This is a genomic window from Rhizobium sp. KNZ14-9A (assembly GCF_056755015.1).
This window is the reverse complement of sequence record NZ_JBPGXB010000002.1, coordinates 4,115,642-4,138,624: the sequence shown is the minus strand read 5'-3', so window position 1 is coordinate 4,138,624 and position 22,983 is coordinate 4,115,642. Positions and strand designations below refer to the sequence as shown.

The window sequence follows — 22,983 nt, the reverse complement described above, 5'->3', positions numbered from 1 at the left end:
GTCAGGTTCCTCTGATCAGTATACGCGGGCCTTCGGCTCGATCTTGTGGGGATCGATGCCGTCTGCGATGAGGTCGGTGTGGACAGGCCGGTAATCGAGCTTCACATCACCAGCCTCGTTCACCCAGGCCAGCGTGTGCTTGCGCCAGTTGACGTCGTCGCGACCTGCGAACGGACCTGACGTATAGTCTTCGCGGGCATGCGAGCCGCGGCTTTCCTTGCGGGCTTCGGCGCCGTAGATCGTGGTGATGGCATTGGCCATCAGGTTCTGCAGCTCGAGCGTTTCGACGAGGTCGGAATTCCAGATCATCGAGCGGTCGGTGACCTTGATGTCCTTGAGTTCGCCCCAGATTTCCGAAAGACGACGGCAGCCGGATTCCAGCGATTCCTGCGTACGGAACACCGCCGCATCTTCCTGCATGGCGCGCTGCATCTTCTCGCGCAGCACCGCCGTCGGCGTGCCGCCGCTGGCATGGCGCAGACCGTCGAAACGATCCATGATCTTGTCGCAGGCGGCGATGTTCAGCGCCGGCACCGGCGATGCACGGTCAATGACCTCGCCGGCGCGGATCGCCGCAGCGCGACCGAAGACCACGAGGTCGATCAGCGAATTGGAGCCAAGACGGTTTGCCCCGTGAACCGAGGCGCAGCCGGCTTCACCGACAGCCATCAGGCCGGGGATGATGCGTTCCGGATTGGAGCTGTCAGCATTGAGCACCTCGCCCCAATAGTTCGTCGGAATGCCGCCCATGTTGTAGTGAACGGTCGGCAGAACCGGGATCGGTTCGCGGGTCACATCGACGCCGGCAAAAATCTTGGCGCTCTCGGAAATGCCCGGCAGGCGCTCATGCAGCACGGCCGGATCGAGATGATCGAGGTGCAGGAAGATGTGATCCTTGTTCTTGCCGACACCGCGGCCTTCGCGGATTTCCAGCGTCATGCAGCGCGAAACGACGTCACGCGAGGCCAGATCCTTGGCCGACGGCGCATAGCGCTCCATGAAGCGCTCGCCTTCGGAGTTGACGAGGTAGCCGCCCTCGCCGCGCGCACCCTCGGTGATCAGACAGCCGGAGCCGTAGATGCCGGTCGGGTGGAACTGCACGAATTCCATATCCTGCAGCGGCAGGCCGGCACGGGCAACCATGCCACCGCCGTCGCCGGTGCAGGTATGGGCCGAGGTCGCGGAGAAATAGGCGCGACCGTAACCGCCGGTCGCGAGCACCACCATCTTGGCCGCGAAACGATGGATCGTGCCATCGTCCAGGCACCATGCGATCACGCCGGTGCAACGGCTGCCGTCATCGGACATGATGAGGTCGAGCGCGAAATATTCGACGAAGAATTCGGCATTGTTGCGCAGCGACTGGCCGTAGAGCGTGTGCAGGATGGCGTGGCCGGTACGGTCGGCAACGGCGCAGGTGCGCTGCACCGGCGGGCCTTCACCGAAATTCTGCATGTGGCCGCCGAACGGACGCTGATAGATCTTGCCTTCCTCGTTGCGCGAGAAGGGCACGCCGTAGTGCTCCAGCTCATAGACCGCCTTCGGCGCTTCCATGGTCAGATACTGCATGGCGTCGACGTCGCCGAGCCAGTCGGAACCCTTGACAGTGTCGTAAAGGTGCCACTGCCAGCTGTCAGGCGTCATGTTCTGCAGCGAGGCAGCGATGCCGCCCTGGGCCGCAACCGTGTGCGAGCGGGTCGGGAATACCTTGGTGATGCAGGCCGTGCGGAAGCCCTGTTCGGCCATGCCGAGCGTGGCACGCAGGCCGGCGCCGCCGGCGCCGACGACGATTACGTCATAGGAATGGTCGACATAGGTGTAGGCCTTCCCATTCTGAGCGGGTGAAGACGTTGCCATGATACGGTTATCCTACGAATGCAATTTTCAGAATGGCGAAGAGACAGAGGCCGGCGATCAGAACCGCGAAGAAGGTGTTCAGCATCAGGAGCAGCAGCTTGCCGATCTCGCCGTGAACATAGTCTTCGATGATGACCTGCATGCCGAGCTTCATGTGGATAGTGCCGGATATGATCATCAGGCCCATGATGACGGCGACGAACGGGTTCGAGAGGGCGCGAACCACGTCGGCATAAGGCGCACCCGCATAGACGATCATGAAGATCGCGAAAAAGATGATGAGGGGTACGTTGGCAACGGCCGTCAGGCGCTGGCGCCAAAAGTGATCGGTGCCTTCCTTGGCGGAACCGAGGCCGCGAACCTTGCCCAGAGGAGTGCGCATATCCATGAGTGCGACCTTCAGAAGCGAATGATGAAGCCGATCACCCAGACCAGCACGGTCAGACAGAGCGATCCGATGATATTGGCGATGGCGAGCTTGGTCGAGAATTCTTTCTCGAAACCATGTCCGAGGTCCCACATGAAGTGGCGGAAGCCGCCGAGCAGGTGGTGGATCAGCGCCCAAGTGTAACCGAGCAGGACGAGCTTGCCGATAATACTGCCAAGCACCCAGTTGGCCCAGTCATAATAGCCCTGGCCGCTGGCAGCAGCGATCAGCCACCAGGCAATCAGCAGCGTGCCGAAGTACAGAGCGCCACCGGTGATACGGTGAACGATGGACATGACCATGGTGGGAATTGGCTTGTAAATTTGTAGATGCGGCGACAGGGGCCGGTTTGTCACATTCGCCATCAGAACCTCGCGGCGTCTTCTCTTTGCCCTTGATGTCAGGGGCATTTCTCAGTCAACCACACGAATGACAAAATTCTGTGTGCGTTGCATCATTGTCGACGTTTAATCACCGAAACCCCTGACGACAAGCATAATTGCTGCCTGCTTTTAATTTAATCGATTCGCGTTACCGGGAAGTTTTCAACTCGATGAAACTCGTCTCTTTCGCTCAATTTCTAAGCTGACCGCACGCCTGCGTGGACAAGCCCCGCCTTTTGGCGCAATCTGGCGTTAACGATTTGTTAGCGTTTCGGAGTTTGGTCCATGTTTCGCAGTCTGTCCAAGACCATCCTTGCTCTCCTTGCGGTGCTGACAGCGCTGCCTGCAGCAGCCGGAGAGCGCCACTTCGATCATCGCTTTCCGCGCCATGGCGGCTTTAATGACGGCGTCTTCCTCGGCAGGCGCACCCAGTGGGATAGCGGCTTGCACTTCACACGCGACAACGTCATCCGCTATCGCCCGCGCACCTCTTTTCTGAAGCAGTTCAACTATCCGGGGACAAGCCGCTATGGCCGCGGCAATATCGTCGTCATTGCGTCCCAGCCCCAGAGCTATGACCAGAACTACGGGAGCAATGGCCTCTACGCCGGATCGTCCTATGCCTACCAGACGGATGGCGGAACCTATGTCGGCGGCGACGGGTTCTATCGTCTGGCTACGCCGGAACGTAACCTTGCCCCGAAGGCCAAGGTGATCGATGTCGGCATCGCCGATGACCCCTGCTCTTATGAGGCCAATGTCTGTGTTATCCGGCCCTAGGGCCTGAACCGCCAGACAGTCGTCTTCTTGACCTCGCTGTCTTCGAGCGCCCGGGTGACGGGCACTTCATAGACGGCGCAGAATTCCAGCCTGTCTTTCGGCAAATAGGCGCGTCCGGGATCGCCGACCAGCACGTCCTTGCCCCCGGCCGCGAGCGTCTCGAACCAAGGCACCAGCGCACCGGCTAAGGATTTGTCGTAGAAAACGTCGCCGGCGAGAACCACATCCGCATCGACATTCAGACCGATGAGATCAGCCCCGGTGAAATCCAGCGAGACCGAATTGGCAGCCGTATTCAGCCGCACCGCCGTCTGCGACCACGGGTCGATATCGGAGGCCGTCACCTTGGCTGCGCCAGCCTTGCTTGCGGCAATTCCCACCAATCCGGAACCGCTCGCGAAATCCAGTATGCGCTTTCCCTTGACCGTTTCGCGGTGATCGAGAACATAGCGCGCCAGCCCCTGCCCGCCCGCCCAGGCAAATGCCCAGAAAGGCGGCGGCAGGCCGATCGCCTCCAGCTCTTCTTCCGTCTTCAGCCAGAGCTCATGGGCCTCGCTGGCCAGGTACAGCCGGATCTCCGGTACATGCGGCGGCGCAAGCAGGCTGGTATTGGCGCGGATGAAGGTTTCCGGGTCGGTTTTCAAAGCTGCTCAGCGCGGCGGGTTGTCAAAACCGCCCATGCGGCAGACCTCGGCCCATTCGTCATCCGTCACCGGCTGCACGGAAAGCCGCATCGAGGTGACCAGCGACATCTTGGACAGCTTTTCGTTTGCCTTGATATCCTTCAGCGTCACCGGCTTCGGCACATCCACGACGGCACGGATATCGACACAATCCCAGCGATCGTCGCCCTTCGCCGTCGAATCCGGATGCGAAAGCGCGCAGACCTCGACGATACCGACGATCTCCAGCCCGTCATTGGAATGATAGAAGAACCCCTTGTCGCCGATCTGCATGGCCCGCATATTGTTGCGCGCAAGGTAGTTGCGCACACCGGTCCATTCGGTACCCTTCTCGCCAGCCGCCTTCTGCTTTTCCCAGGACCAGGCTGCGGGCTCGGATTTATAAAGCCAGTGCGCCATCCCGCTTAAGCCTCCGGCTTGTTGAAGACCCAGTTAAAGGGCTTCACCTCGACGCTTTCGAACAGGCCGGCGAGTGCATAGGGATCGGCAGCGCCGAGTGCCTTGGCATCATCAGCTGTTTCGGCATGGACCATCACGAGGCTGCCGTTCGGCTTGCCTTCGGCATCGAGGAACGGGCCGGCCATGGCAAGCTTGCCTTCGGCATTCAGCTTGTTGAGATAATCGAGATGGGTCGAGCGCGTTTCCATGCGCACGTTGAGATGGCCGGGCTTGTCCTTGCAGAGAAGGGCGAAAAGCATGTCTGTCTCCTATTCGGTCGTAATCGGACGTGTCATCAATTGTTCGATGGCTTCGGATATGCCGAGCTTACCTTCAATGATCGCTGAAACCGCATCGGTGATCGGCATCTCGACGCCGAGCTCTTCGGCAAGCCGCGAGGCAACCGCTGCAGCAAAAGCCCCTTCCACCAACTCGCCGCGCGAAGGGTCGACCTTTTCGCCGCGCCCGAGTGCAATGCCGAAACGCAGGTTGCGCGACTGATGGCTGGTTGCCGTCAGCACCAGATCACCGAGGCCGGAAAGCCCCCGCGCCGTATCGGCATTGCCGCCCTTGGCGACGATGAAGCGCGACATCTCGGCAAGCCCGCGGGCAATCAACGCCGCACGCGCCGAATCGCCGATACCGCGGCCTTCGACGATACCGCAGGCAATCGCCAGTACATTCTTCAATGCTCCGCCAAGCTGCACGCCGATGCGGTCTGCCGAGGCATAGAGCCGGAAGGTGCGGCCGGAAATCGCCTGCGCCAGCCGCTCGGCAACCTGCATGTCAGCCGCAGCGATCGCCATGGCTGTCGGCAGCCCCTTGGCGATATCAGCGGCAAAGCCTGGACCCGAGAGCACGCCAACCGGATGATCGGGCAATTCCCGCTCCAGCATGTCGGTCAGAAGCGCACCGGTCTGCCGTTCGATCCCCTTCGCGCAGGTGACCACAATAGCGTCCTTAGCCAGGTAAGGACCATACTGCCGCGCGGCATCCGCCTGCGCCTGTGACGGCATGGCAAAGAGCACGATGCCCGCATCGCCGATTGCATCCGCCTCAGCAGAGAACTCCAGTATTTCCGGCAGTGGGATGCCAGGCAGAACAGCATCATGCAGCCGCTCCGCCTTGAGGTCTTCGATCAGCGACGGATCGCGGCCAACAAGGATCGCCGAATTTCGCCCGGTCAGGGCGACCACGGCCGCAAGCGCCGTTCCGAAAGCACCCGATCCGACGACGGCGATGCGCTCGCTCATGCCTTGGCTCCCCGCTTTCCGGATCCGAGCATGGTCACGGCTCTGGAATCGAGCGGCCAACGCGAACGCGGCTGCACATCGAGATCGTCAGGCGCAACACCCTTCGCCATGCGCTCCAGCCCGGCCCAGGCGATCATCACAGCATTGTCGGTGCAGAGGCGGAGCGGCGGCGCAATGAAGCGGAAGCCATTCTTGTCGCAGAGCGCCTGAAGGGTGCTGCGGATTTCCAGATTGGCTGCGACACCACCAGCCACCACCAGCGCAGGCTTTTCCGGGAGGTTTGGAAATTCCGTCTTGAACCGCTGCAGGCCGCGGCCGATGCGATCCTTCATCGTACGGGAAATCGCCTTCTGGAACGAGGCGCAGATATCGGCGACATCCTGATCCGTCAGCGGCGCAATCTCGGTCGCCGCCTGCCGCACAGCCGTCTTCAGGCCCGAGAACGAAAAATCGAGCCGTGCCTCGCCGACGAGCGGCCGCGGAAAATTGAAACGATCGGCATTGCCACCCTGCGCCATCTGCTCCACTGCCGGCCCGCCGGGATAGGGAAGGCCGAGCAGTTTCGCCGTCTTGTCGAAGGCTTCACCCAGTGCATCGTCGATCGTCGTGCCCCAGCGCTCGTACTCGCCGATGCCGCGCACGAGGATGAGCTGGGTATGGCCACCGGAAACCAGCAGCATGAGATAGGGAAAAGAAAGACCGTCTGTCAGCCGCGCCGTCAGCGCATGGCCTTCGAGATGGTTGACTGCATAAAGCGGCTTGCCGGCTGCCTTGGCGATCGCCTTGCCGGTCATCAGCCCGACAAGCAGCCCCCCGATCAGGCCAGGCCCTGAAGTCGCGGCGATCGCATCGACATCCGAGAGCGACACGTTGGCGCGCTTCAGGGCCTCGTCGATCAACTCGTCCAGCGCTTCGACATGGGCGCGCGCGGCGATCTCCGGCACCACGCCGCCATAGGCACTATGCTCGTCCAGCTGGGAAAGAACGACGTCCGACAGCACGTTGGAGCGGCCTTCCGCATCGCGCTCGACGACCGCAGCGGCGGTCTCGTCGCAGCTTGTCTCGATGCCGAGGATGCGCAGAAAGGGAGCCATGAAACCTGTTCGTTGATTGCGATAGGGTTTAAACCTGTTTACGAGAACTCCGGTAACAACGGATCAAAGCGGATGCAAACAAAACCTTTCCGGATCGGCACACGCGGCAGCCCACTGGCGCTCGCGCAGGCACACGAAGCCCGCGACCGGCTGATGGCAGCCCACAATCTGCCGCAGGAGATGTTCGAGATCGTCGTGCTGACCACCAAGGGCGATAGCATCACCGACCGCTCGCTGGCCGAGATCGGCGGCAAGGGACTTTTCACGGCAGAACTCGAGCAAAAGCTTGTGTCCGGTGACCTCGATTTCGCCGTGCATTCGAGCAAGGACATGGCAACGAACCTGCCGGAAGGCCTCTACCTTTCGGCCTATCTACCGCGCGAAGATATTCGCGATGCCGTGATCGGCCGCACCGCGCCGAAACTGATCGATCTGCCGCATGGCGCGACCGTCGGTTCGTCCTCGCTTCGCCGCCAGGCCCTGATCCGCCGCATGCGGCCGGACATCAACGTCATCACTTTCCGCGGCCTCGTGGACACTCGCCTGCGTAAGCTGCAGGAAGGCGAGGTCGATGCGACGCTTCTGGCGCTTGCCGGCCTCAAGCGCCTCGGCAAGGTCGAGGTGATCACCGATATCCTCGACCCCGACAGCTTCCCACCGGCACCTGCCCAGGGCGCGATCTGCATCGAAAGCCGCATCGGCGACACAAGGATCGACGAGCTGCTGGCGCCGATCAACGATGCGCCGACCTTCGACACAGTCTCCTGCGAGCGCGCCTTCCTTGCCGCCCTCGATGGCTCCTGTCGCACGCCGATCGGCGGTTACGCCGTCTGCGAGGGTGATCAGATCCGCTTCTCGGGCCTCATCCTCACTCCTGACGGCCGCCACCAGCATGCGATCACCATCGACGGCAACCGCCGCGACGCCGCTGCACTTGGCACTCGCGCCGGACAGGACGTGCGCGCAAGGGCCGGTAGCAGCTTCTTCGAGGACTGGAGCTAGCCTGCATGCGCGTGCTCGTCACCCGTCCAGCGCATTCGGGCGAGCGCACCGCTCAACGTTTGCGCGAGCTGGGTCACGAGCCACTATTGCTGCCGCTCACCCGTCCCGTCCACGACATGGCGGCCGCTCGGCAGGCTCTGGAAACAACCACTGGCGCGATAGCCATAACAAGTGCCGAAGCAGTGCGCACCTTGCAGCCTTTGGGGGAGGCGCTAGCACTTCACCTTTCGCGGCGTCTCTTTGCCGTTGGCGAAACGACGGCCGACGAGGCCCGCAAGCTGGGGTTCCATTCTGTCACAGCATCGTCGGGCAGCGGCCGCGAGCTGGCCGAGCTGATCGCGGCAAACAAGGTCGATAGGCTTCTCTATCTCGCCGGCAGTCCGCGCGCCGAGACCTTCGAGACGCGTCTGAGGGAGCTCGGGCGGTATTTCTCGGTGGCCGAGTGTTACCGGATGGAGCCTGTCGCGCCCAGCCCCGAGACCGTCGCAGCTCTCCTGGCGAACAATCCTCCTGATGCTGTTCTTTTCTATTCCCGCCACACGGCCGGAAATTTCTTTCATATCCCGCAGGTAGAGTCCCTTTTGCTGCAGTTGCCGAAAATCCGTCTCATTTGCCTCAGCAATACTGTTGCGGAAGCGGTTCCATCGGTTTTGAGAACAGTCCTGGAGATTTCGCCGATGCCGGATGAAAAAAGCCTTTTGTCGCTGCTTAGAAGGCTTTAGCCGCCCAAATTTGATCTAACCTCTTCCCTTAATTGCCATCCCTGTCTAGTTTCGTTGCAATGCAGGATAATGAGGACCTCATGGTATCGGGAAATCCGCCACGCCACTCGAAGAGCTCCGACAAGCCGGTCACGATTGACCTGGACGCGCAGGAGTTCGCCTCGGCGACTGATCCTGAAAAGCCTGCTGAAGAAGCCGCACAAGCAGCCGATGACGCACCTGTCACCGAAGCCTTAGCCGCTGCGGAAGCCGGCGGTGAACCGCTGTCGGAAGATGAGAGCGACCGCGCTGCCGGCGCGCAGGAAGAGCCCCTCCCGAAGGAGCCCCCGCCATCGGAACCGGTACAGCCGCCTCAGCCACAGAAGGGCGTGGTCACGTCGGGCCTGATTGCCGCCGGCATTTTCGGCGGCCTTGTCGCCCTGCTTGGCGCCGGGGCGATTCAATATGCCGGCTATCTGCCGGGCTCCTCCACCCAGCAGACGAACTCTGCCGACATGGCCGACCTCTCCGGCGAGATCGAAGGCCTCAAGCAATCGGTCGCAAGCCTTGCCGCCAATCCGTCGCCAGCCGTCGATAACAGTGCCCTCGAAAAGCGCATCGCAGCTCTCGAAACGGCCCCTCAGACGCCGGGGTCCGGCACATCGACCGACTCGGCCGATGTCGAAGCACTCAACCAGAAGATTGCAGATCTGACAGCTCAGATTGATCAGTTAAAGACGAGCCTTGCGCAGACCACCGAACAGCAGGCCTCAAACGGCGCCGACATTACGAGCCGCCTTGCCGAAGCCGAAAAGAAGCTGAACGAACCGCGCGAGGATGTCGCCGTTGCCCGCGCCATAGCAGCCGCAGCTCTCAAGGCCGCGATCGACCGTGGCGGCCCCTTCATCGCCGAACTCGATACATTTGCCGGCGTAGCACCCGATGATCCGGCTGCAACTGATCTGCGCGGCTTTGCCGAGACCGGCGTGCCGTCCCGCGCCGAACTGATCCGTCAGGTTCCGGATGTCGCGACCGCCATCGTCGAATCCGTCAACCAGCCCGATCCCAATCAGAGCTGGTCGGACCGGCTGATGTCGAGCGCCAAATCTCTGGTCTCGGTCCGCCCGGTCGGCAATGTCGAAGGCGAAAGCGTTGAAGCGATTGCCGCGCGCATGGAGGACAAGGTGAAGAACGGCGATCTGCCCGGTGCGGCCACCGAATGGAGCAGCCTGCCTGCGACCGCAAAACAGGCTTCCGCCGCATTCAAGCAGTCACTCGAAGCTCGTATCCGCGTCGAGGATCTCGTTGGCGGTGCTCTCTCCAAGGCCATTTCCGGCACCGGCAAGGAAGGATGAGCATGGTCCGCCTGGTTGTCTTCGCGCTCCTCGTCCTCGTTCTCGCCTATGGTTTCTCCTGGCTTGCCGATCGCCCTGGCGATCTGTCGCTGATCTGGGAAGGCCAGATCTACCAGACCAGACTGATCGTCGCGGCAAGCGCCATCATTGCGCTGATCGCTGCCGTCATGGTGGCCTGGTGGTTCGTCCGCCTCATCTGGACCTCTCCGCATTCGGTGACGCGCTTTTTCCGCGCTCGCAAACGCGATCGCGGCTATCAGGCCCTGTCGACCGGCCTCATTGCCGCCGGCGCAGGCAACGCACTGCTCGCGCGCAAGATGGCCGCCCGTTCACGCGGCCTCATCCGCGCCGATCAGGAACCGCTGATCAATCTTCTGGAAGCGCAAGCCGCTCTCATCGAAGGCCGCTACGACGAGGCGCGTTCCAAATTCGAGGCCATGGCCAACGATCCTGAAACGCGCGAACTCGGCCTACGCGGTCTTTATCTGGAGGCCAAACGCCTCGGTGCCAACGAAGCTGCCCGCCAGTACGCCGAAAAGGCCGCAGATAACGCGCCTTACCTGCCATGGGCCGCGCAGGCGACGCTCGAATATCGCAGTCAGTCCGGTCGCTGGGACGACGCCATCCGTCTGCTGGAACAGCAGAAGGCCGCCAAGGTTGTCGAAAAAGCCGAAGCAAACCGCCTGCATGCTCTGCTGCTGACTGCCCGTGCCGATGACAAGCTGGAAAGCAATCCTGCCGGCGCCCGCGACGATGCCCTGCAAGCACTGAAGCTGTCCGCCGATTTTGTACCTGCCGCCCTGATTGCCGCAAAGGCGCTTTTCCGCGAGGGTGGCATCCGCAAGGCTGCCTCCATTCTCGAACAGTCGTGGAAGGCTGGACCGCATCCCGAGATAGGCCGCGTCTATGTCCGCGCCCGCAGCGGCGATTCCACGCTTGATCGTCTGAAGCGCGCCGAGCGACTGGAGAACATGCGGCCGAACAATGTCGAATCTCTCCTCGTCGTCGCACAGGCGGCGCTCGATGCACGGGAATTCTCCAAGGCCCGCGCGAAGGCGGAAGCTGCCGCCCGTATCGAACCCCGCGAGGCGGCCTTCTTGTTGCTTGCGGATATCGAGGAAGCGGAGACTGGCGATCAGGGTCGCGTGCGCCATTGGCTGGCACAGGCGCTGAAGGCGCCGCGCGATCCGGCATGGGTTGCCGATGGTTTCGTTTCCGACAAATGGCTGCCGGTCTCGCCGGTGACCGGCCGTCTCGACGCCTTCGAATGGAAGGCACCTTTCGGCCAGCTCGAAGGACCGGTCGAGGAAAGTTCGACCGCCTCTATCGAAACGGCGCTGAAGACCCTACCGCCACTGCGCGAAACCCGGCCGGAAAGCGTGGTCAACGACCACCGCATCATCGAGCTGGAACGGGCAGCGACGATTGCCGAAGCCGTGCGCCCGGCAACTTCGGCACCCGCACCGGCAAAAGCTGCCGAACCGTCCGCCTCCCGGCCGGCTCCTGCCACATCTGAACCAAAACCCTTCTTTGGCGGCCTGCCGGATGACCCCGGCGTCCGCGATCCCAAGATGGAACCGGAACCCAAGACACGGCTCCGCCTTTTCTGAAATGGAACGAAAAACCGCATGTTCGAACGCTTTCAGGCATTCTTCCAGAATCTGACCGCCGACCGCCCCAAGGCAGGCTTTGCCCCCGATGACCCGCGCATCGCAGTTGCTGCACTCTGTATGCAGGTCATGGAGGCCGACGGCCAGATCAAGGACAGCGAGAAGAAGCGGCTGCGCAAACTCCTGAAGGAGCAATATGCGCTCGACGGCAAACAGCTTGATGCGCTGATGGCCGCGGGGCTGGAAGCCGAAAGCTCGGCGGTTGATTATTTCCGCTTCACCTCCGATCTCAAGAGACATCTCAATACCGAGCAGCGTCTGGAGCTGATCGGTATTCTCTGGGATATCGTCTATGCCGATGGCGAGCGAAGCGAAATGGAAGACCATGTGATCTGGCGGATTGCCGATCTCCTGGGCGTGTCTTCCCGTGAGCGCATTCAGAAGCGGCAGGAGGCGGCCGCCAGGGTTACGGACGCACAGGTGGTGCAGGATGACGCTGACTGACAGAAGCATGAGACGCGACAGGCGCCCTATTCTCATCATTCTTCATCAGGAGCGCTCCAGCCCCGGTCGTGTCGGCCAGCTTCTCGTCGAGAAAGGTTATGATCTCGATATCCGTCGCCCCGTCCTTGGCGATCCCCTGCCTTGCACCCTTGAAAACCATGCCGGTGCGGTGATTTTCGGCGGCCCGATGAGCGCCAATGACCCAGACGAATTCGTCAAGGCGGAGATCGACTGGCTGGAAGTGCCACTCAAGGAAAACCGACCCTATCTCGGTATATGCCTTGGCGCGCAGATGCTGGCGCGCCAGCTCGGCAGCAAGGTTGCGGCCAATTGTGACGGATCGACAGAGATCGGCTGGTATCCGCTGCATACGACCGAAAGAGGCCGGCGGCTGATGCGCTGGCCGAAAATGGTCTACCACTTCCACCGGGAAGGATTCGAACTGCCGCATGGCGCCGAGTTGCTGGCATCCGGCGACGCCTATCCCAACCAGGCCTTCCGCTACAACGACAATGCCTGGGGCCTGCAATTCCATGCGGAGCTGACACGGGTGATGATGCATCGCTGGGTCGTGCACGGCGCACACCGTTTCATCCTGCCGAACGCGCAGCAGGGACGCGAACATCTGGAAGGCCGCATGCTGTTCGATGCGCCGCTTAAAGCGTGGCTCGACGACTTCCTGGATATCGTCTTCGAGGGCAAGACGGCAGCCGCCGCTACACCGCTTCTCGTATAGGCGCGTCGAGCGTATCGATCTTTCTGAGTTTCGGAAAACCGCTTGCCCAGATGGCGGCTACGGCGAGCGTACCGATGCCGCCGATAATGACGGCCGGGACGGCGCCGAAAACCGCTGCCATAGTACCCGCGCGGAATTCCCCGAGTTCGTTTGATGCGCCGACAAAGACCGTATTGACCGCGTTGACGCGGCCGCGCAGATGGTCCGGCGTCCAAAGCGCGATCAGGCTTTCACGGACATAGACCGAGATCATGTCCGCAGCGCCCATGATCGCGAGTGCTGCGATGGAAACCTCGGTATTGGTCGAGAGGCCGAACACGATCGTACCGAGGCCGAAAATCGCCACGCCGATGAACATATACATGCCGGCCTTATGCTTCAGCGGGTAGGCGGCAAGGAAGATCGCCATGATGATGGCGCCAACACCCGGCGCCGAACGAAGCAGGCCGAGGCCCCACGGCCCGAGCGTCAGGATATCGCGCGCAAAGATCGGCATCAGCGCGGTAGCGCCACCGAGGAGAACGGCGAATAGATCGAGCGAGATGGCGCCAAGCACCACCTTTTCTTCCCGGATATAGCGGAAGCCGCCGAGGATCATGTCCCAGTTCCTGGCCTCGCCCATCGTCTTCTGCGGCGGCTTGGGGATCATGTAGAGCAGGATCGCGCCGAGCGCAGAAAAGATGACGGCGACCGTATAGGCCGTCGGAGCGCTGACGCCGTAAAGCAGACCGCCGAGCACAGGGCCGGTGATAGCCGCCAGCTGCCAGGAGGACGAATTCCATGCGATCGCATTGGAGAGATCCTTCTCCGGCACGAGGTTCGGCGCAAGCGACTGCACGGCCGGCGTCATGAACGCCCGCTCGATGCCGAAGACCAAAAGCACGATGAAGACCGGGATCGGTGAAAAGCTGCCGGTGATCGTCATTCCGAGCAGCGCGAGCGTGCAGAGCGCGCTGACGAGCGAGCAGATCGAAGCGATGGCGCGGCGATTATGCCGATCAGCCACCGAGCCGGTGACGAGGATCAGCACAAGAGACGGCAGGAACTGCACAAGCCCGATCAGACCGAGATAGATGGCGCTCCCGGTCTGGTCGTACATTTGCCAGCCAACGGCGACGCTGACGATCTGCTGCGAGAAGGAAAGCAGGAACCGCGCGAAGAAGAAGCGTGTATAGGACGGATGCCGGAACGCGGCAAAACGGTCTCCGGTGGGCGAAAGCGACATGAAGCTTTTCCGAGAAAGCGGGTGCGGAATTGCCTGCGAAGCGACCCGTTAAACATGATTTGCCATGCGTCTCCACACGGCCCTTGCTCGTTTAATCGCCAATGTCTACATATCTGTCAACAACGAACTGGAGACGGTAATGGCGGGAATTCTTCAGGCCATATTTCTAATCATTGATGTGGCCTTGAACCTCTATTGGTACGTGATCATTGCCAGCGCCATTTTCTCGTGGCTGTACGCATTCAACGTCATCAATTCGAACAACCAGTTTGTGAACCAGTTGGGTATGTTCTTCTATAACGCGACTGAACCCGCGTTGCGGCCCATACGTCGCTTTCTGCCCAATCTGGGCGGCATCGACATCTCTCCGATTATCCTGCTGCTGATCATCATATTCATACAGGCCATACTCAACAATCCGATCAAGCCTTTCCTATACTCGCTGGTCGTTTGAACCGCCCCTGGAGGCTTTCCGGTGATCACATCCGTCTCGCCATGCGGCTGACGCCGAATGGCGGGCGGGACGCCATCGACGGCATCGAACCAGATGGCGAAGGCGGCATGCTCTTGAAGGCACGCGTCACCGCCGTCCCGGAAAAGGGAAAAGCCAACAAGGCACTGATAGCGCTCGTCGCCAAGTCTTTGGGCATTCCTAAGTCCTCGGTCAGCCTTGCTTCCGGCGATACGTCGCGCAAAAAAATCCTCCGGATCGATGGCGACCCGGAGGATGTGATGAAAAAGCTCGAAGGGCTGTTCGACTAAAGCAATTCCAGCAAAACTGTGCAGCGGTTTTGCGTCCGACATTGCCTAAAAGCTAGGCTCAGGCCTTTTCCTTCTTGGCGCGTTCGATCGCTTCGAGGATGAGCTCACCGGCTTCCTTGTAATCACCCCAGCCGAAGATCTTTACCCACTTGCCGGGTTCCAGATCCTTGTAGTGCTCGAAGAAGTGTTCGATCTGCTTCAGCGTGATTTCCGGAAGGTCGGTGTAATCCTTGACCTTGTCGTAGCGCTGCGTCAGCTTCGGCGACGGAACGGCAATGATCTTCTCATCCTTGCCCGAATTGTCTTCCATCTTCAAAACGCCGATCGGGCGGACGTTGATGACGCAGCCCGGAACCAGCGGGCGGGTGCTGGCGATCAGCACGTCGATCGGGTCGCCGTCTTCAGAAAGCGTGTGCGGCACGAAGCCGTAGTTACCCGGATAGGTCATCGGGGTATAGAGGAAGCGATCGACAACCAGCGTGCCGGCTTCCTTGTCCATTTCATACTTGATCGGATGACCGCCGACGGGAACTTCGACGATAACGTTGACGTCTTCAGGTGGATTCTTACCGATTGAAACGGCATCGATGCGCATAGGAAACTCCCGGGAGGTTGAATTGCTCGAAGCCAGTTAATCGGTTTCATGACGCAACGCAACATGCCTCGCAAGCAATGCTTAATATGCGAGACGGGCAGAATATATAATTTCTCTAATAAAGGATGCGAGGCTGCGGCACCCGCAATCAGTTCCAGATGAAGCCGATCTTTTTGATCTGCTTATGGTCGAAATTTTCCATGCCTTCGCAGAAATCGATACCGCCATGGTCGCGATAAAAGTCGGCGGCCGTTTCATTTTCTTCCAGGCACCAGACGACCAGGCCGTTGCAGCCCAGAGATTTCAAAAGCCGCCGGGCTTCGCCAAAAAGCAGCTTGCCGAGGCCGATACCCTGATATTCCGGACGCAAATAGAGCTCGTAGATTTCGCCTTCCTGAGGCAGCGCGCGTGCGCGATTAAGGCCGAGGGTCGCGTAACCAGCGACGGTCCCCGCCACATCTAGAACGAGCAATGTCGCCGGGCCGCGAGTTGCCTTGCGCCACCAGTTTTCACCGCGGCGCTCGATCATCTGGTTCAGAGCACGATGCGGAATGATGCCCGCATAAGTATGCTGCCAGGAAAGCCGATGGGCTTCCGAAATGGCTCGGGCATCATGCGGTTCAGCCCGCCGGACATCGATCGACAACGTCTTCATAACGCTTACTCTGGTCCTGCCGGAGGCAATTAACCATATGCGTCGACCGCATTGTGATCAATTGCCCACAGACTTGATATGTGGACGACAGGCAAAATTTAACGCTTTTTTAACGATTGTCACAAGTCGGAATCGACGCAGCGCACAATAAAAAACCCCGGCGCGAAGGCCGGGGTTTTAAAGGAGTAGCCGAGGCTCTTAGAGAGCTGCCTTCGACTTTTCGAAACGCTTGCGGTCGTTGGCATCGAGATACATCTTGCGCAGACGAATGTTCTTCGGCGTCACTTCCATCAGTTCGTCGTCCTGGATCCAGGAGAGCGCGCGATCGAGCGTCATGCGGATCGGCGGCGTCAGCTTCACCGCTTCGTCCTTGCCGGCGGCGCGGATGTTGGTGAGCTGCTTGCCCTTCAGGACGTTCACTTCAAGGTCGTTGTCGCGCGAATGGATGCCGATAATCATGCCGGCATAGACCTTTTCGCCCGGCTCGATGATCATCGGGCCGCGATCTTCCAGGTTGAACATTGCGTAAGCGACGGCTTCGCCGGAAGCGTTGGCGAGCAGCACGCCGTTAACGCGGCCACCGATGACGCCCTTGTAGGGCTGGTAGTCGTGGAACAGGCGGTTCATGATCGCCGTGCCCCGCGTATCCGTCAGTAGCTCCGACTGGTAGCCGATCAGGCCACGGGTCGGTGCGTAGAAACGCAGGCGAAGACGATTGCCGCCCGACGGACGCAGCTCGACCATTTCGGCCTTGCGCTCGGACATCTTCTGCACGACGACACCGGAATGTTCTTCGTCGACGTCGACGACGACTTCCTCGATCGGCTCCAGAAGCTGGCCGCTTTCATCCTTGTGCATCACGACGCGCGGACGCGATACGGCAAGTTCGAAGCCTTCGCGACGCATGGTTTCGATGAGAACGGCGAGCTGAAGTTCGCCGCGGCCGGACACGTAGAACGAATCCTTGCCTTCGGCTTCCTCGATCTTCAGGGCGACGTTGCCTTCGGCTTCCTTGAAGAGACGGTCGCGGATGACGCGGCTCGTCACCTTGTCGCCTTCGGTGCCCGCCAGCGGGCTGTCGTTTACGATGAAGGACATGGTGACCGTCGGCGGATCGATAGGCTGCGCCTTCATGGCTTCCGAGACGGCCGGATCACAGAAAGTGTCGGCGACGGTACCCTTGGAGAGGCCTGCAATCGCGACGATGTCGCCCGCATGCGCTTCTTCGATCGCCGTGCGCTCGATGCCGCGGAAGGCGAGGATTTTGGAAATTCTGCCGGTTTCGATTAGCTTGCCGTCCTGGCCGAGGACCTTGACGGCCTGGTTCGGCTTGATCGAACCCGATGCGATGCGGCCGGTGATGATACGGCCGAGGAAGGGGTTGGCTTCGAGGATCGTGCCGATCATGCGGAACGGACCTTCTTCGACAGTCGGCTCAGGCACATGCTTGAGCACCAGGTCGAGAAGCGGCGCGAGACCCTGATCCTTTGGACCTTCCGGGTTGACGTTCATCCAGCCATCGCGACCGGAACCGTAGAGGATCGGGAAGTCGAGCTGCTCGTCAGTCGCATCGAGATTGGCGAAGAGATCGAAGACTTCGTTGATGACTTCTTCATGGCGGCCATCCGGACGGTCGATCTTGTTGATCGCGACGATCGGACGAAGACCGACCTTCAATGCCTTCGAGACAACGAACTTCGTCTGCGGCATCGGGCCTTCGGAGGAGTCGACGAGAACGATCGCGCCATCCACCATCGAAAGAATGCGCTCGACTTCACCGCCGAAGTCGGCGTGGCCGGGGGTGTCGACGATGTTGATGCGGACACCCTTCCATTCCACCGAGGTCGCCTTGGCGAGAATGGTGATGCCGCGCTCCTTTTCGAGATCGTTCGAGTCCATCACGCGTTCTGCAACGCGCTGGTTCTCGCGGAACGAACCGGACTGTTTCAGGAGCTCGTCGACGAGGGTCGTTTTGCCATGGTCAACGTGCGCGATGATCGCGATGTTGCGAAGTGCCATTTGTCATAATCTCTGAGGCTGGGGCGCTACGCTTAGTGGACGCGCCATTTATGTTTGGCGCGCTCATACCGTTTTTTTCGCGATTGCGAAAGGGGGTGGCACGCGAAAGCTGCGGCATGGCTATCACCATGCCGCTCTGCTCCATGTCATCAAACTGTCTTAAGCGTCGCTGCCTGTCAATTCCTCGAAGGTCGCAAGCCCCTTCTTGACCAGCATCGCGTCCGGGCTCGGCAGCTTGCCGCGGAACGCCTTGTAGGCATCTTCCGGATCGACGGAGCCGCCCGTGGAGTAGATATTGTCCCGAAGCTTCCTGGCCATTTCGCCATTGAAGGCATCGCCCGTCTCCTCGAAGGCGGCGAAGGCATCGGCATCCAGCACTTCCGACCACATGTAGGAGTAATAACCGGCCGAATAGCCGCCGGAGAAGATATGCTGGAAGTGCGGCGTGGCGTGGCGCATGACGATCGATTTCGGCATGCCGATTTCAGCAAGCACTTCCGCCTGCACCGCCATCGGGTCTTCCACCTTGTCGCGGGTATGGAAGGCCATGTCGACCAATGCCGAGGAGGTGAACTCCACCGTGTTGAAGCCGGAATTGAAGGTGCGGGCTGCCAGAACCTTGTCGAGCAATGCTTGCGGCATCGGCTGCCCGGTCTCGAAATGCACGGCATATTCCTTGAGGATGGCGGGAACCGTCAGCCAGTGTTCGTAGAGCTGCGAGGGCAATTCCACAAAATCACGCGAGACGCCTGTACCGGCGACCGAGGGATAGGTGACGTTGGAGAGCATGCCATGCAGCGCATGACCGAACTCGTGAAACAGCGTGCGCGCATCGTCGAGCGAAAGCAGGGCGGGCTTGCCTTCGGCCGGTTTTGCGAAGTTGCAGACATTGTAGATGATCGGCAACTCGCCGTGATGGCCATTCTTCAGCACCAGCTTGTGCTGCGACTGGAAGGAGCTCATCCAGGCGCCTGAGCGTTTCGAGCTGCGAGCGAAATAATCGCCGAGGAAGAGCGCGACCAGCTTGTCGTCCCGATCGCGGATCTCGAAGACGCGCACGTCGGGATGATAGGCAGCAATACCCTTCTTCTCCACCGCGCGAATGCCGAACAGCCGGCCGGCAACGTCAAAGCAGGCATCGATGATCTTTTCGAGCTGCAGATAGGGCTTCAATTCCGCTTCCGAGAAATTGAACCGCTGCGCGCGGATCTTCTCCGCATAATGGCGCCAGTCCCAAGGCATGACCTCGTGGTTCTTGCCCTCAGTAGCGATCAGCCCGGCGATATCGGCTTCTTCCTCATGGGCTCGTTTCACCGCTCTCGCCCAGACGGCGCGCAACAGATCGTTCACAACCTCGGGTGTCTTCGCCATCGTGTTATCGAGCTTCAATTCGGCGAAGTTGCCGTAGCCGAGAAGCTTCGCCACTTCGTCACGCAGGGCCAGCGTCTCTCTGATAATGCCGCGATTGTCGGTCGCACCGACATTCTCCCCGCGCGCCACCCAGGCCTTGAAGGCCTGCTCGCGCAGATCCCGGCGCTCCGAGAAAGTCAGGAAGGGCTCGATGATCGAGCGCGACAGGGTCACGGCATATTTGCTGCCCTCACCGCGCTCACGGGCAGCCGCCGCCATCGCGTCGCGCAGAAAATCAGGAATGCCGGCAAGTTCGTCTCCGCTGGAGAGGATCAGCGACCAGCTCTTCTCGTCGGCGAGCACATTCTGCCCGAAGCCGGTGCTGAGGCCCGCGAGCTTTTCGTTGATCGTGGCAAGTTTCTCCTGCTCGGCCTTCGGCAGTTTGGCGCCCGATTTCACGAAGCCTTTCCAGTGCCGCTCCAGCACACGTGTCTGTTCCAGCGTCAGACCAAGGCTTTCGCGCTTTTCCCAGAGTGTATCAATGCGCCTGAAGAGATCCGCATTCATACCGATCTTCGAATAATGCCGCGACATCTTCGGCGAAATATCCCGCTCCAGCGCCTGGATGACGTCGTTGGTATGGGCACCTGCCCGATTCCAGAAAAGCGCGGAAACGCGCGACAGCTCATCTCCGGCGATTTCGAGCGCGACGACCGTATTGTCGAAACTCGGTTCTTCCTTGTTACTGGCGATCGCGTCGATCTCTCTTTCGTGCGAGGCGAGAGCGGACTCAAAGGCCGCAGCGAAATCGCCATCGGCGACCGCATCGAAACGCGGCAGGCCATGAAGGCCATTCCAGTTGACAAGTGCCTGATTGAATTGACTGGGAGAAGACATATGAAAGTCCTTTATGCCGGCAAGTGGATCGGTAATATAGGGAGGCTATCATGGGATTGATATGTGGCTGACTTGGACTTTTGCCCGCCCGGCTAAATCTTAGGGGCAAGAATTGATACATAAAAATTAACCAATCGTTAACGATTGACGCGAATCAGGCCAAGACGCTAGTTTCTCTTTAATCTTCATGTAAGAGGACATGCGCATGGAAATCTTTTCCGTGCGGTCTTCTCAGAGTTTGCTATTCAAAAATAATCCCAATAATAACGCAAAAAGTTCGAAGACCGCTGATATTACAATTGAGCCGAAGCCCACTCTCGCCCAAGGCTCATTCCAGATCGAAGACTCTGACAACAGGCAGGCGCTCGATTTTACAGCCGTCAGCCCGGGTGAATTGCGCAGCTATGCGCGCCAGGGCTACGATAACGGCCTGATCGATCAGAATACGTTTGCCGCAATATCCGAACCGCTGCCGATGCACGCGATCGATCCGCTCGGCAATGTCATCGACCTGTCCAACGTCACAGACGGCACGAGCTTCAACTTCCTCGACTATTATCGCAACCAGCTTCAGATCGCCATGTCGATCGGCGATCCGAATGAGGTTCAGACGCTGAATTCGGTCGTCGGCTTCCTCGTCAACGAGGCCTGATCAGGCCTTTCGCCAGCCAAGCAGGCCGGGTGTGGCGTGCCACAGCGCCTGTACGGCAAAGCCCATGAAGAGCACACCAGAGCAGCGGACGATCAGCCGCTCATGCGCGCGGTAGAAGCGACGCACGACGCCGGCGCCGATGATGCCGATCAGGATGATGTCAGCCGTGACGAAACCGACGAAGGAAACGCTGAGCAGCATGGGCAGAGCCTCGAAATCGAGCGCGCTTGCCGAGCCCGCGACCAGTGCCGTGAAGGTGGCAAGCGCCACTGGATAGCCCTTCGGATTGGTGACGCCGAAAATCAGTCCTCGGCGGAATGGCCGCTCCACCACCATCAGCGCCTGCCCCTCGGCCTTCGGCTTGGCATTGACGGCACTCCAGCCGATCCAGGCGAGATAGAAACCGCAGGCAAGTCCGAGCAGGTCGAACACGAAGGTGCCGATCGTCTTGGCCCCGACGATCGCAATCAGCGCCAGTCCCGACCAGATGATGTCGCCAACGAGATGACCCATCATGAAGAAGGCACCAGCCTTGCGCCCCTGCCCGGCGCCAATGCCGAGAAGCTGCAGGAAGGCCGGGCCGGGAATGAGTACATAAAAAAGCGCCGCCAGAAAGGCGCCGAGAAGCAGGGAAAGCGGCATGGAAATGCTCCGGTAATGACAACTCAGCTTATGCGATAGCCCTGCCGCGTCAAGACATTACAACCTGCAATCGGTGCGACAAAAAAAGGCCCGCGCAGCGGAGCCGGCGGGCCTTTCAGGATCGGTCTGGCGTGACTTACTTCTTGAGGTTACGTTTGCCGAGCGTGCGAAGACGCAGCGCGTTAAGCTTGATGAAGCCGGCAGCATCCTTCTGATCGTAAGCGCCCTGGTCGTCTTCGAAGGTAACGAGCTTGTCGGAATAGAGCGACTTTTCGCTCTCGCGGCCGATGACCATGACATTGCCCTTGTAGAGCTTCAGCGTCACTTCGCCTTCGACATGCTCCTGGCTCTTGTCGATGAGGGCCTGCAGCATCTCGCGTTCCGGCGAGAACCAGAAACCGTAATAGATGAGCTCGGCATAACGCGGCATCAGCTCGTCCTTGAGATGAGCAGCACCCCGGTCGAGCGTGATCGACTCGATGGCACGATGGGCCGCAAGCAGGATCGTGCCGCCGGGGGTCTCGTAAACACCGCGCGACTTCATGCCGACATAGCGGTTCTCGACGAGATCGAGGCGACCGATGCCGTTGTCACGGCCGTAATTGTTGAGGGTCGCGAGCAGCGTAGCCGGAGACATCTCGACACCATTGATCGAAACGGCGTCGCCCTTGCGGAAACCGACCTTGATGGTGGTCGCCTTGTCGGGGGCCGCTTCCGGCGAGATGGTGCGCATATGCACATATTCGGGGGCTTCCTGTGCCGGATCTTCCAGAACCTTGCCCTCGGAAGAGGAGTGCAGCAGGTTGGCGTCGACGGAGAAAGGCGCTTCGCCCTTCTTGTCCTTTGCGACCGGGATCTGGTGCTTCTCGGCGAATTCGAGCAGGTCGGTACGGCTCTTGAAGGACCAGTCGCGCCATGGTGCGATGATCTTGATATCGGGGTTCAGCGCATAGGCCGAAAGCTCGAAACGGACCTGGTCGTTGCCTTTGCCTGTCGCACCGTGTGCGATCGCATCTGCGCCAGTCTTCCGGGCGATATCGATGAGGTGCTTGGAAATCAGCGGACGGGCAATCGAAGTGCCGAGCAGGTAGACACCTTCATAGACGGCATTGGCACGGAACATTGGGAAGACGAAATCACGCACGAATTCCTCGCGCACGTCCTCGATATAGATCTCCTTGATACCGAGCATCTCAGCCTTCTTGCGCGCCGGCTCCAGCTCTTCGCCCTGGCCGAGATCGGCCGTGAAGGTAACGACTTCGGCGCCGAGTTCGGTCTGCAGCCACTTCAGGATGATCGAGGTATCGAGACCGCCCGAATAGGCGAGCACGACTTTCTTCACGTCTTTGTATGATGCCATGAT

25 protein-coding genes are annotated in these 22,983 nt (G+C 60.2%); 10 read left to right on the top strand and 15 right to left on the bottom strand.

Annotated features, from left to right (window positions below; translation table 11 throughout):
- Positions 1-15 precede the first annotated feature (15 nt).
- From sdhA to sdhC, 3 genes are read right to left on the bottom strand one after another with little or no spacing between them, the layout of a single operon-like run.
- Positions 16-1,857, bottom strand: a complete 1,842-nt coding sequence (sdhA, locus tag ACR9ZQ_RS27260) for a succinate dehydrogenase flavoprotein subunit (RefSeq protein WP_037101745.1) — start codon at positions 1,855-1,857, stop codon at positions 16-18.
- 7 nt (positions 1,858-1,864) lie between these two features.
- Positions 1,865-2,245 (bottom strand): succinate dehydrogenase, hydrophobic membrane anchor protein, encoded by a 381-nt coding sequence (gene sdhD / locus ACR9ZQ_RS27255; protein WP_113324704.1) that lies wholly within the window; start codon positions 2,243-2,245, stop codon positions 1,865-1,867.
- 11 nt (positions 2,246-2,256) lie between these two features.
- Positions 2,257-2,649 carry a succinate dehydrogenase, cytochrome b556 subunit gene (gene sdhC / locus ACR9ZQ_RS27250; protein ID WP_310384996.1) on the bottom strand — a complete coding sequence of 131 codons (393 nt, stop codon included), beginning with the start codon at positions 2,647-2,649 and terminating at the stop codon, positions 2,257-2,259.
- Between the two features lie 303 nt (positions 2,650-2,952).
- Between sdhC and ACR9ZQ_RS27245 the strand changes: the two genes are divergently transcribed.
- Positions 2,953-3,447: a hypothetical protein gene (locus ACR9ZQ_RS27245; protein ID WP_310384998.1), complete on the top strand. Its 495-nt coding sequence runs from the start codon at positions 2,953-2,955 to the stop codon at positions 3,445-3,447.
- Here ACR9ZQ_RS27245 and ACR9ZQ_RS27240 read toward each other — a convergent pair.
- From ACR9ZQ_RS27240 to tsaD, 5 genes are read right to left on the bottom strand one after another with little or no spacing between them, the layout of a single operon-like run.
- Positions 3,444-4,091: a class I SAM-dependent methyltransferase gene (locus tag ACR9ZQ_RS27240; protein ID WP_310385000.1), complete on the bottom strand. Its 648-nt coding sequence runs from the start codon at positions 4,089-4,091 to the stop codon at positions 3,444-3,446. The genes ACR9ZQ_RS27245 and ACR9ZQ_RS27240 overlap by 4 nt on opposite strands.
- Before the next feature lie 6 nt (positions 4,092-4,097).
- Positions 4,098-4,529 (bottom strand): EVE domain-containing protein, encoded by a 432-nt coding sequence (locus ACR9ZQ_RS27235; RefSeq protein WP_113319736.1) that lies wholly within the window; start codon positions 4,527-4,529, stop codon positions 4,098-4,100.
- Positions 4,530-4,534: 5 nt separating this feature from the next.
- Entirely contained in the window at positions 4,535-4,828 is a 294-nt protein-coding gene (locus ACR9ZQ_RS27230) for a YciI-like protein (RefSeq protein ID WP_007814473.1), read from the bottom strand.
- A gap of 9 nt (positions 4,829-4,837) precedes the next feature.
- Positions 4,838-5,821: an NAD(P)H-dependent glycerol-3-phosphate dehydrogenase gene (locus tag ACR9ZQ_RS27225; protein ID WP_113319737.1), complete on the bottom strand. Its 984-nt coding sequence runs from the start codon at positions 5,819-5,821 to the stop codon at positions 4,838-4,840.
- Positions 5,818-6,915, bottom strand: a complete 1,098-nt coding sequence (tsaD, locus tag ACR9ZQ_RS27220; RefSeq protein WP_310385004.1) for a tRNA (adenosine(37)-N6)-threonylcarbamoyltransferase complex transferase subunit TsaD — start codon at positions 6,913-6,915, stop codon at positions 5,818-5,820. Before tsaD ends, ACR9ZQ_RS27225 begins: the two co-directional genes overlap by 4 nt.
- Before the next feature lie 72 nt (positions 6,916-6,987).
- Here tsaD and hemC point away from each other — a divergent pair, with 72 nt between their 5' ends.
- From hemC to ACR9ZQ_RS27190, 6 genes are read left to right on the top strand one after another with little or no spacing between them, the layout of a single operon-like run.
- On the top strand, positions 6,988-7,917 hold the full coding sequence (hemC, locus tag ACR9ZQ_RS27215) for a hydroxymethylbilane synthase (protein WP_310385006.1): 930 nt from the start codon (positions 6,988-6,990) through the stop codon (positions 7,915-7,917).
- Between the two features lie 5 nt (positions 7,918-7,922).
- Entirely contained in the window at positions 7,923-8,639 is a 717-nt protein-coding gene (locus tag ACR9ZQ_RS27210; RefSeq protein ID WP_310385008.1) for a uroporphyrinogen-III synthase, read from the top strand.
- Between the two features lie 59 nt (positions 8,640-8,698).
- Positions 8,699-9,973, top strand: a complete 1,275-nt coding sequence (locus ACR9ZQ_RS27205) for a COG4223 family protein (RefSeq protein WP_310385010.1) — start codon at positions 8,699-8,701, stop codon at positions 9,971-9,973.
- 2 nt (positions 9,974-9,975) lie between these two features.
- Entirely contained in the window at positions 9,976-11,583 is a 1,608-nt protein-coding gene (locus ACR9ZQ_RS27200; RefSeq protein WP_310385013.1) for a heme biosynthesis protein HemY, read from the top strand.
- 18 nt (positions 11,584-11,601) lie between these two features.
- Entirely contained in the window at positions 11,602-12,087 is a 486-nt protein-coding gene (locus tag ACR9ZQ_RS27195; RefSeq protein WP_310385015.1) for a tellurite resistance TerB family protein, read from the top strand.
- On the top strand, positions 12,074-12,823 hold the full coding sequence (locus ACR9ZQ_RS27190; RefSeq protein WP_310385017.1) for a glutamine amidotransferase: 750 nt from the start codon (positions 12,074-12,076) through the stop codon (positions 12,821-12,823). Before ACR9ZQ_RS27195 ends, ACR9ZQ_RS27190 begins: the two co-directional genes overlap by 14 nt.
- Here ACR9ZQ_RS27190 and ACR9ZQ_RS27185 read toward each other — a convergent pair.
- Positions 12,804-14,048: an MFS transporter gene (locus tag ACR9ZQ_RS27185; RefSeq protein WP_310385019.1), complete on the bottom strand. Its 1,245-nt coding sequence runs from the start codon at positions 14,046-14,048 to the stop codon at positions 12,804-12,806. The genes ACR9ZQ_RS27190 and ACR9ZQ_RS27185 overlap by 20 nt on opposite strands.
- Before the next feature lie 64 nt (positions 14,049-14,112).
- Here ACR9ZQ_RS27185 and ACR9ZQ_RS27180 point away from each other — a divergent pair, with 64 nt between their 5' ends.
- The gene (locus tag ACR9ZQ_RS27180; protein WP_037070792.1) at positions 14,113-14,502 is read left to right on the top strand and encodes a YggT family protein; all 390 of its coding nucleotides are present in this window, start codon (positions 14,113-14,115) and stop codon (positions 14,500-14,502) included.
- Entirely contained in the window at positions 14,499-14,810 is a 312-nt protein-coding gene (locus ACR9ZQ_RS27175) for a DUF167 domain-containing protein (RefSeq protein WP_310385021.1), read from the top strand. The genes ACR9ZQ_RS27180 and ACR9ZQ_RS27175 overlap by 4 nt, the downstream gene beginning before the upstream one ends.
- 58 nt (positions 14,811-14,868) lie before the next feature.
- On the opposite strand, the gene ppa is transcribed toward ACR9ZQ_RS27175, so the two are convergent.
- The 4 genes from ppa to ACR9ZQ_RS27155 form a co-directional block, all read right to left on the bottom strand.
- A complete protein-coding gene (gene ppa, locus ACR9ZQ_RS27170) occupies positions 14,869-15,405 on the bottom strand; it encodes an inorganic diphosphatase (protein WP_037101776.1) in 537 nt (178 codons plus the stop codon).
- Positions 15,406-15,553: 148 nt separating this feature from the next.
- Positions 15,554-16,060, bottom strand: coding sequence for a GNAT family N-acetyltransferase (locus ACR9ZQ_RS27165; RefSeq protein ID WP_310385024.1), 507 nt, complete (start codon positions 16,058-16,060; stop codon positions 15,554-15,556).
- Between the two features lie 198 nt (positions 16,061-16,258).
- Entirely contained in the window at positions 16,259-18,079 is a 1,821-nt protein-coding gene (typA, locus tag ACR9ZQ_RS27160; protein ID WP_097617978.1) for a translational GTPase TypA, read from the bottom strand.
- Between the two features lie 159 nt (positions 18,080-18,238).
- A complete protein-coding gene (locus ACR9ZQ_RS27155; protein WP_310385029.1) occupies positions 18,239-20,326 on the bottom strand; it encodes a M3 family metallopeptidase in 2,088 nt (695 codons plus the stop codon).
- Positions 20,327-20,531: 205 nt separating this feature from the next.
- Between ACR9ZQ_RS27155 and ACR9ZQ_RS27150 the strand changes: the two genes are divergently transcribed.
- Positions 20,532-20,978 carry a hypothetical protein gene (locus ACR9ZQ_RS27150; protein ID WP_310385031.1) on the top strand — a complete coding sequence of 149 codons (447 nt, stop codon included), beginning with the start codon at positions 20,532-20,534 and terminating at the stop codon, positions 20,976-20,978.
- On the opposite strand, the gene ACR9ZQ_RS27145 is transcribed toward ACR9ZQ_RS27150, so the two are convergent.
- Positions 20,979-21,620 carry a LysE family translocator gene (locus ACR9ZQ_RS27145; protein WP_310385033.1) on the bottom strand — a complete coding sequence of 214 codons (642 nt, stop codon included), beginning with the start codon at positions 21,618-21,620 and terminating at the stop codon, positions 20,979-20,981.
- 136 nt (positions 21,621-21,756) lie between these two features.
- Positions 21,757-22,980 carry an argininosuccinate synthase gene (locus tag ACR9ZQ_RS27140; protein ID WP_007814510.1) on the bottom strand — a complete coding sequence of 408 codons (1,224 nt, stop codon included), beginning with the start codon at positions 22,978-22,980 and terminating at the stop codon, positions 21,757-21,759.
- Positions 22,981-22,983: the final 3 nt, after the last annotated feature.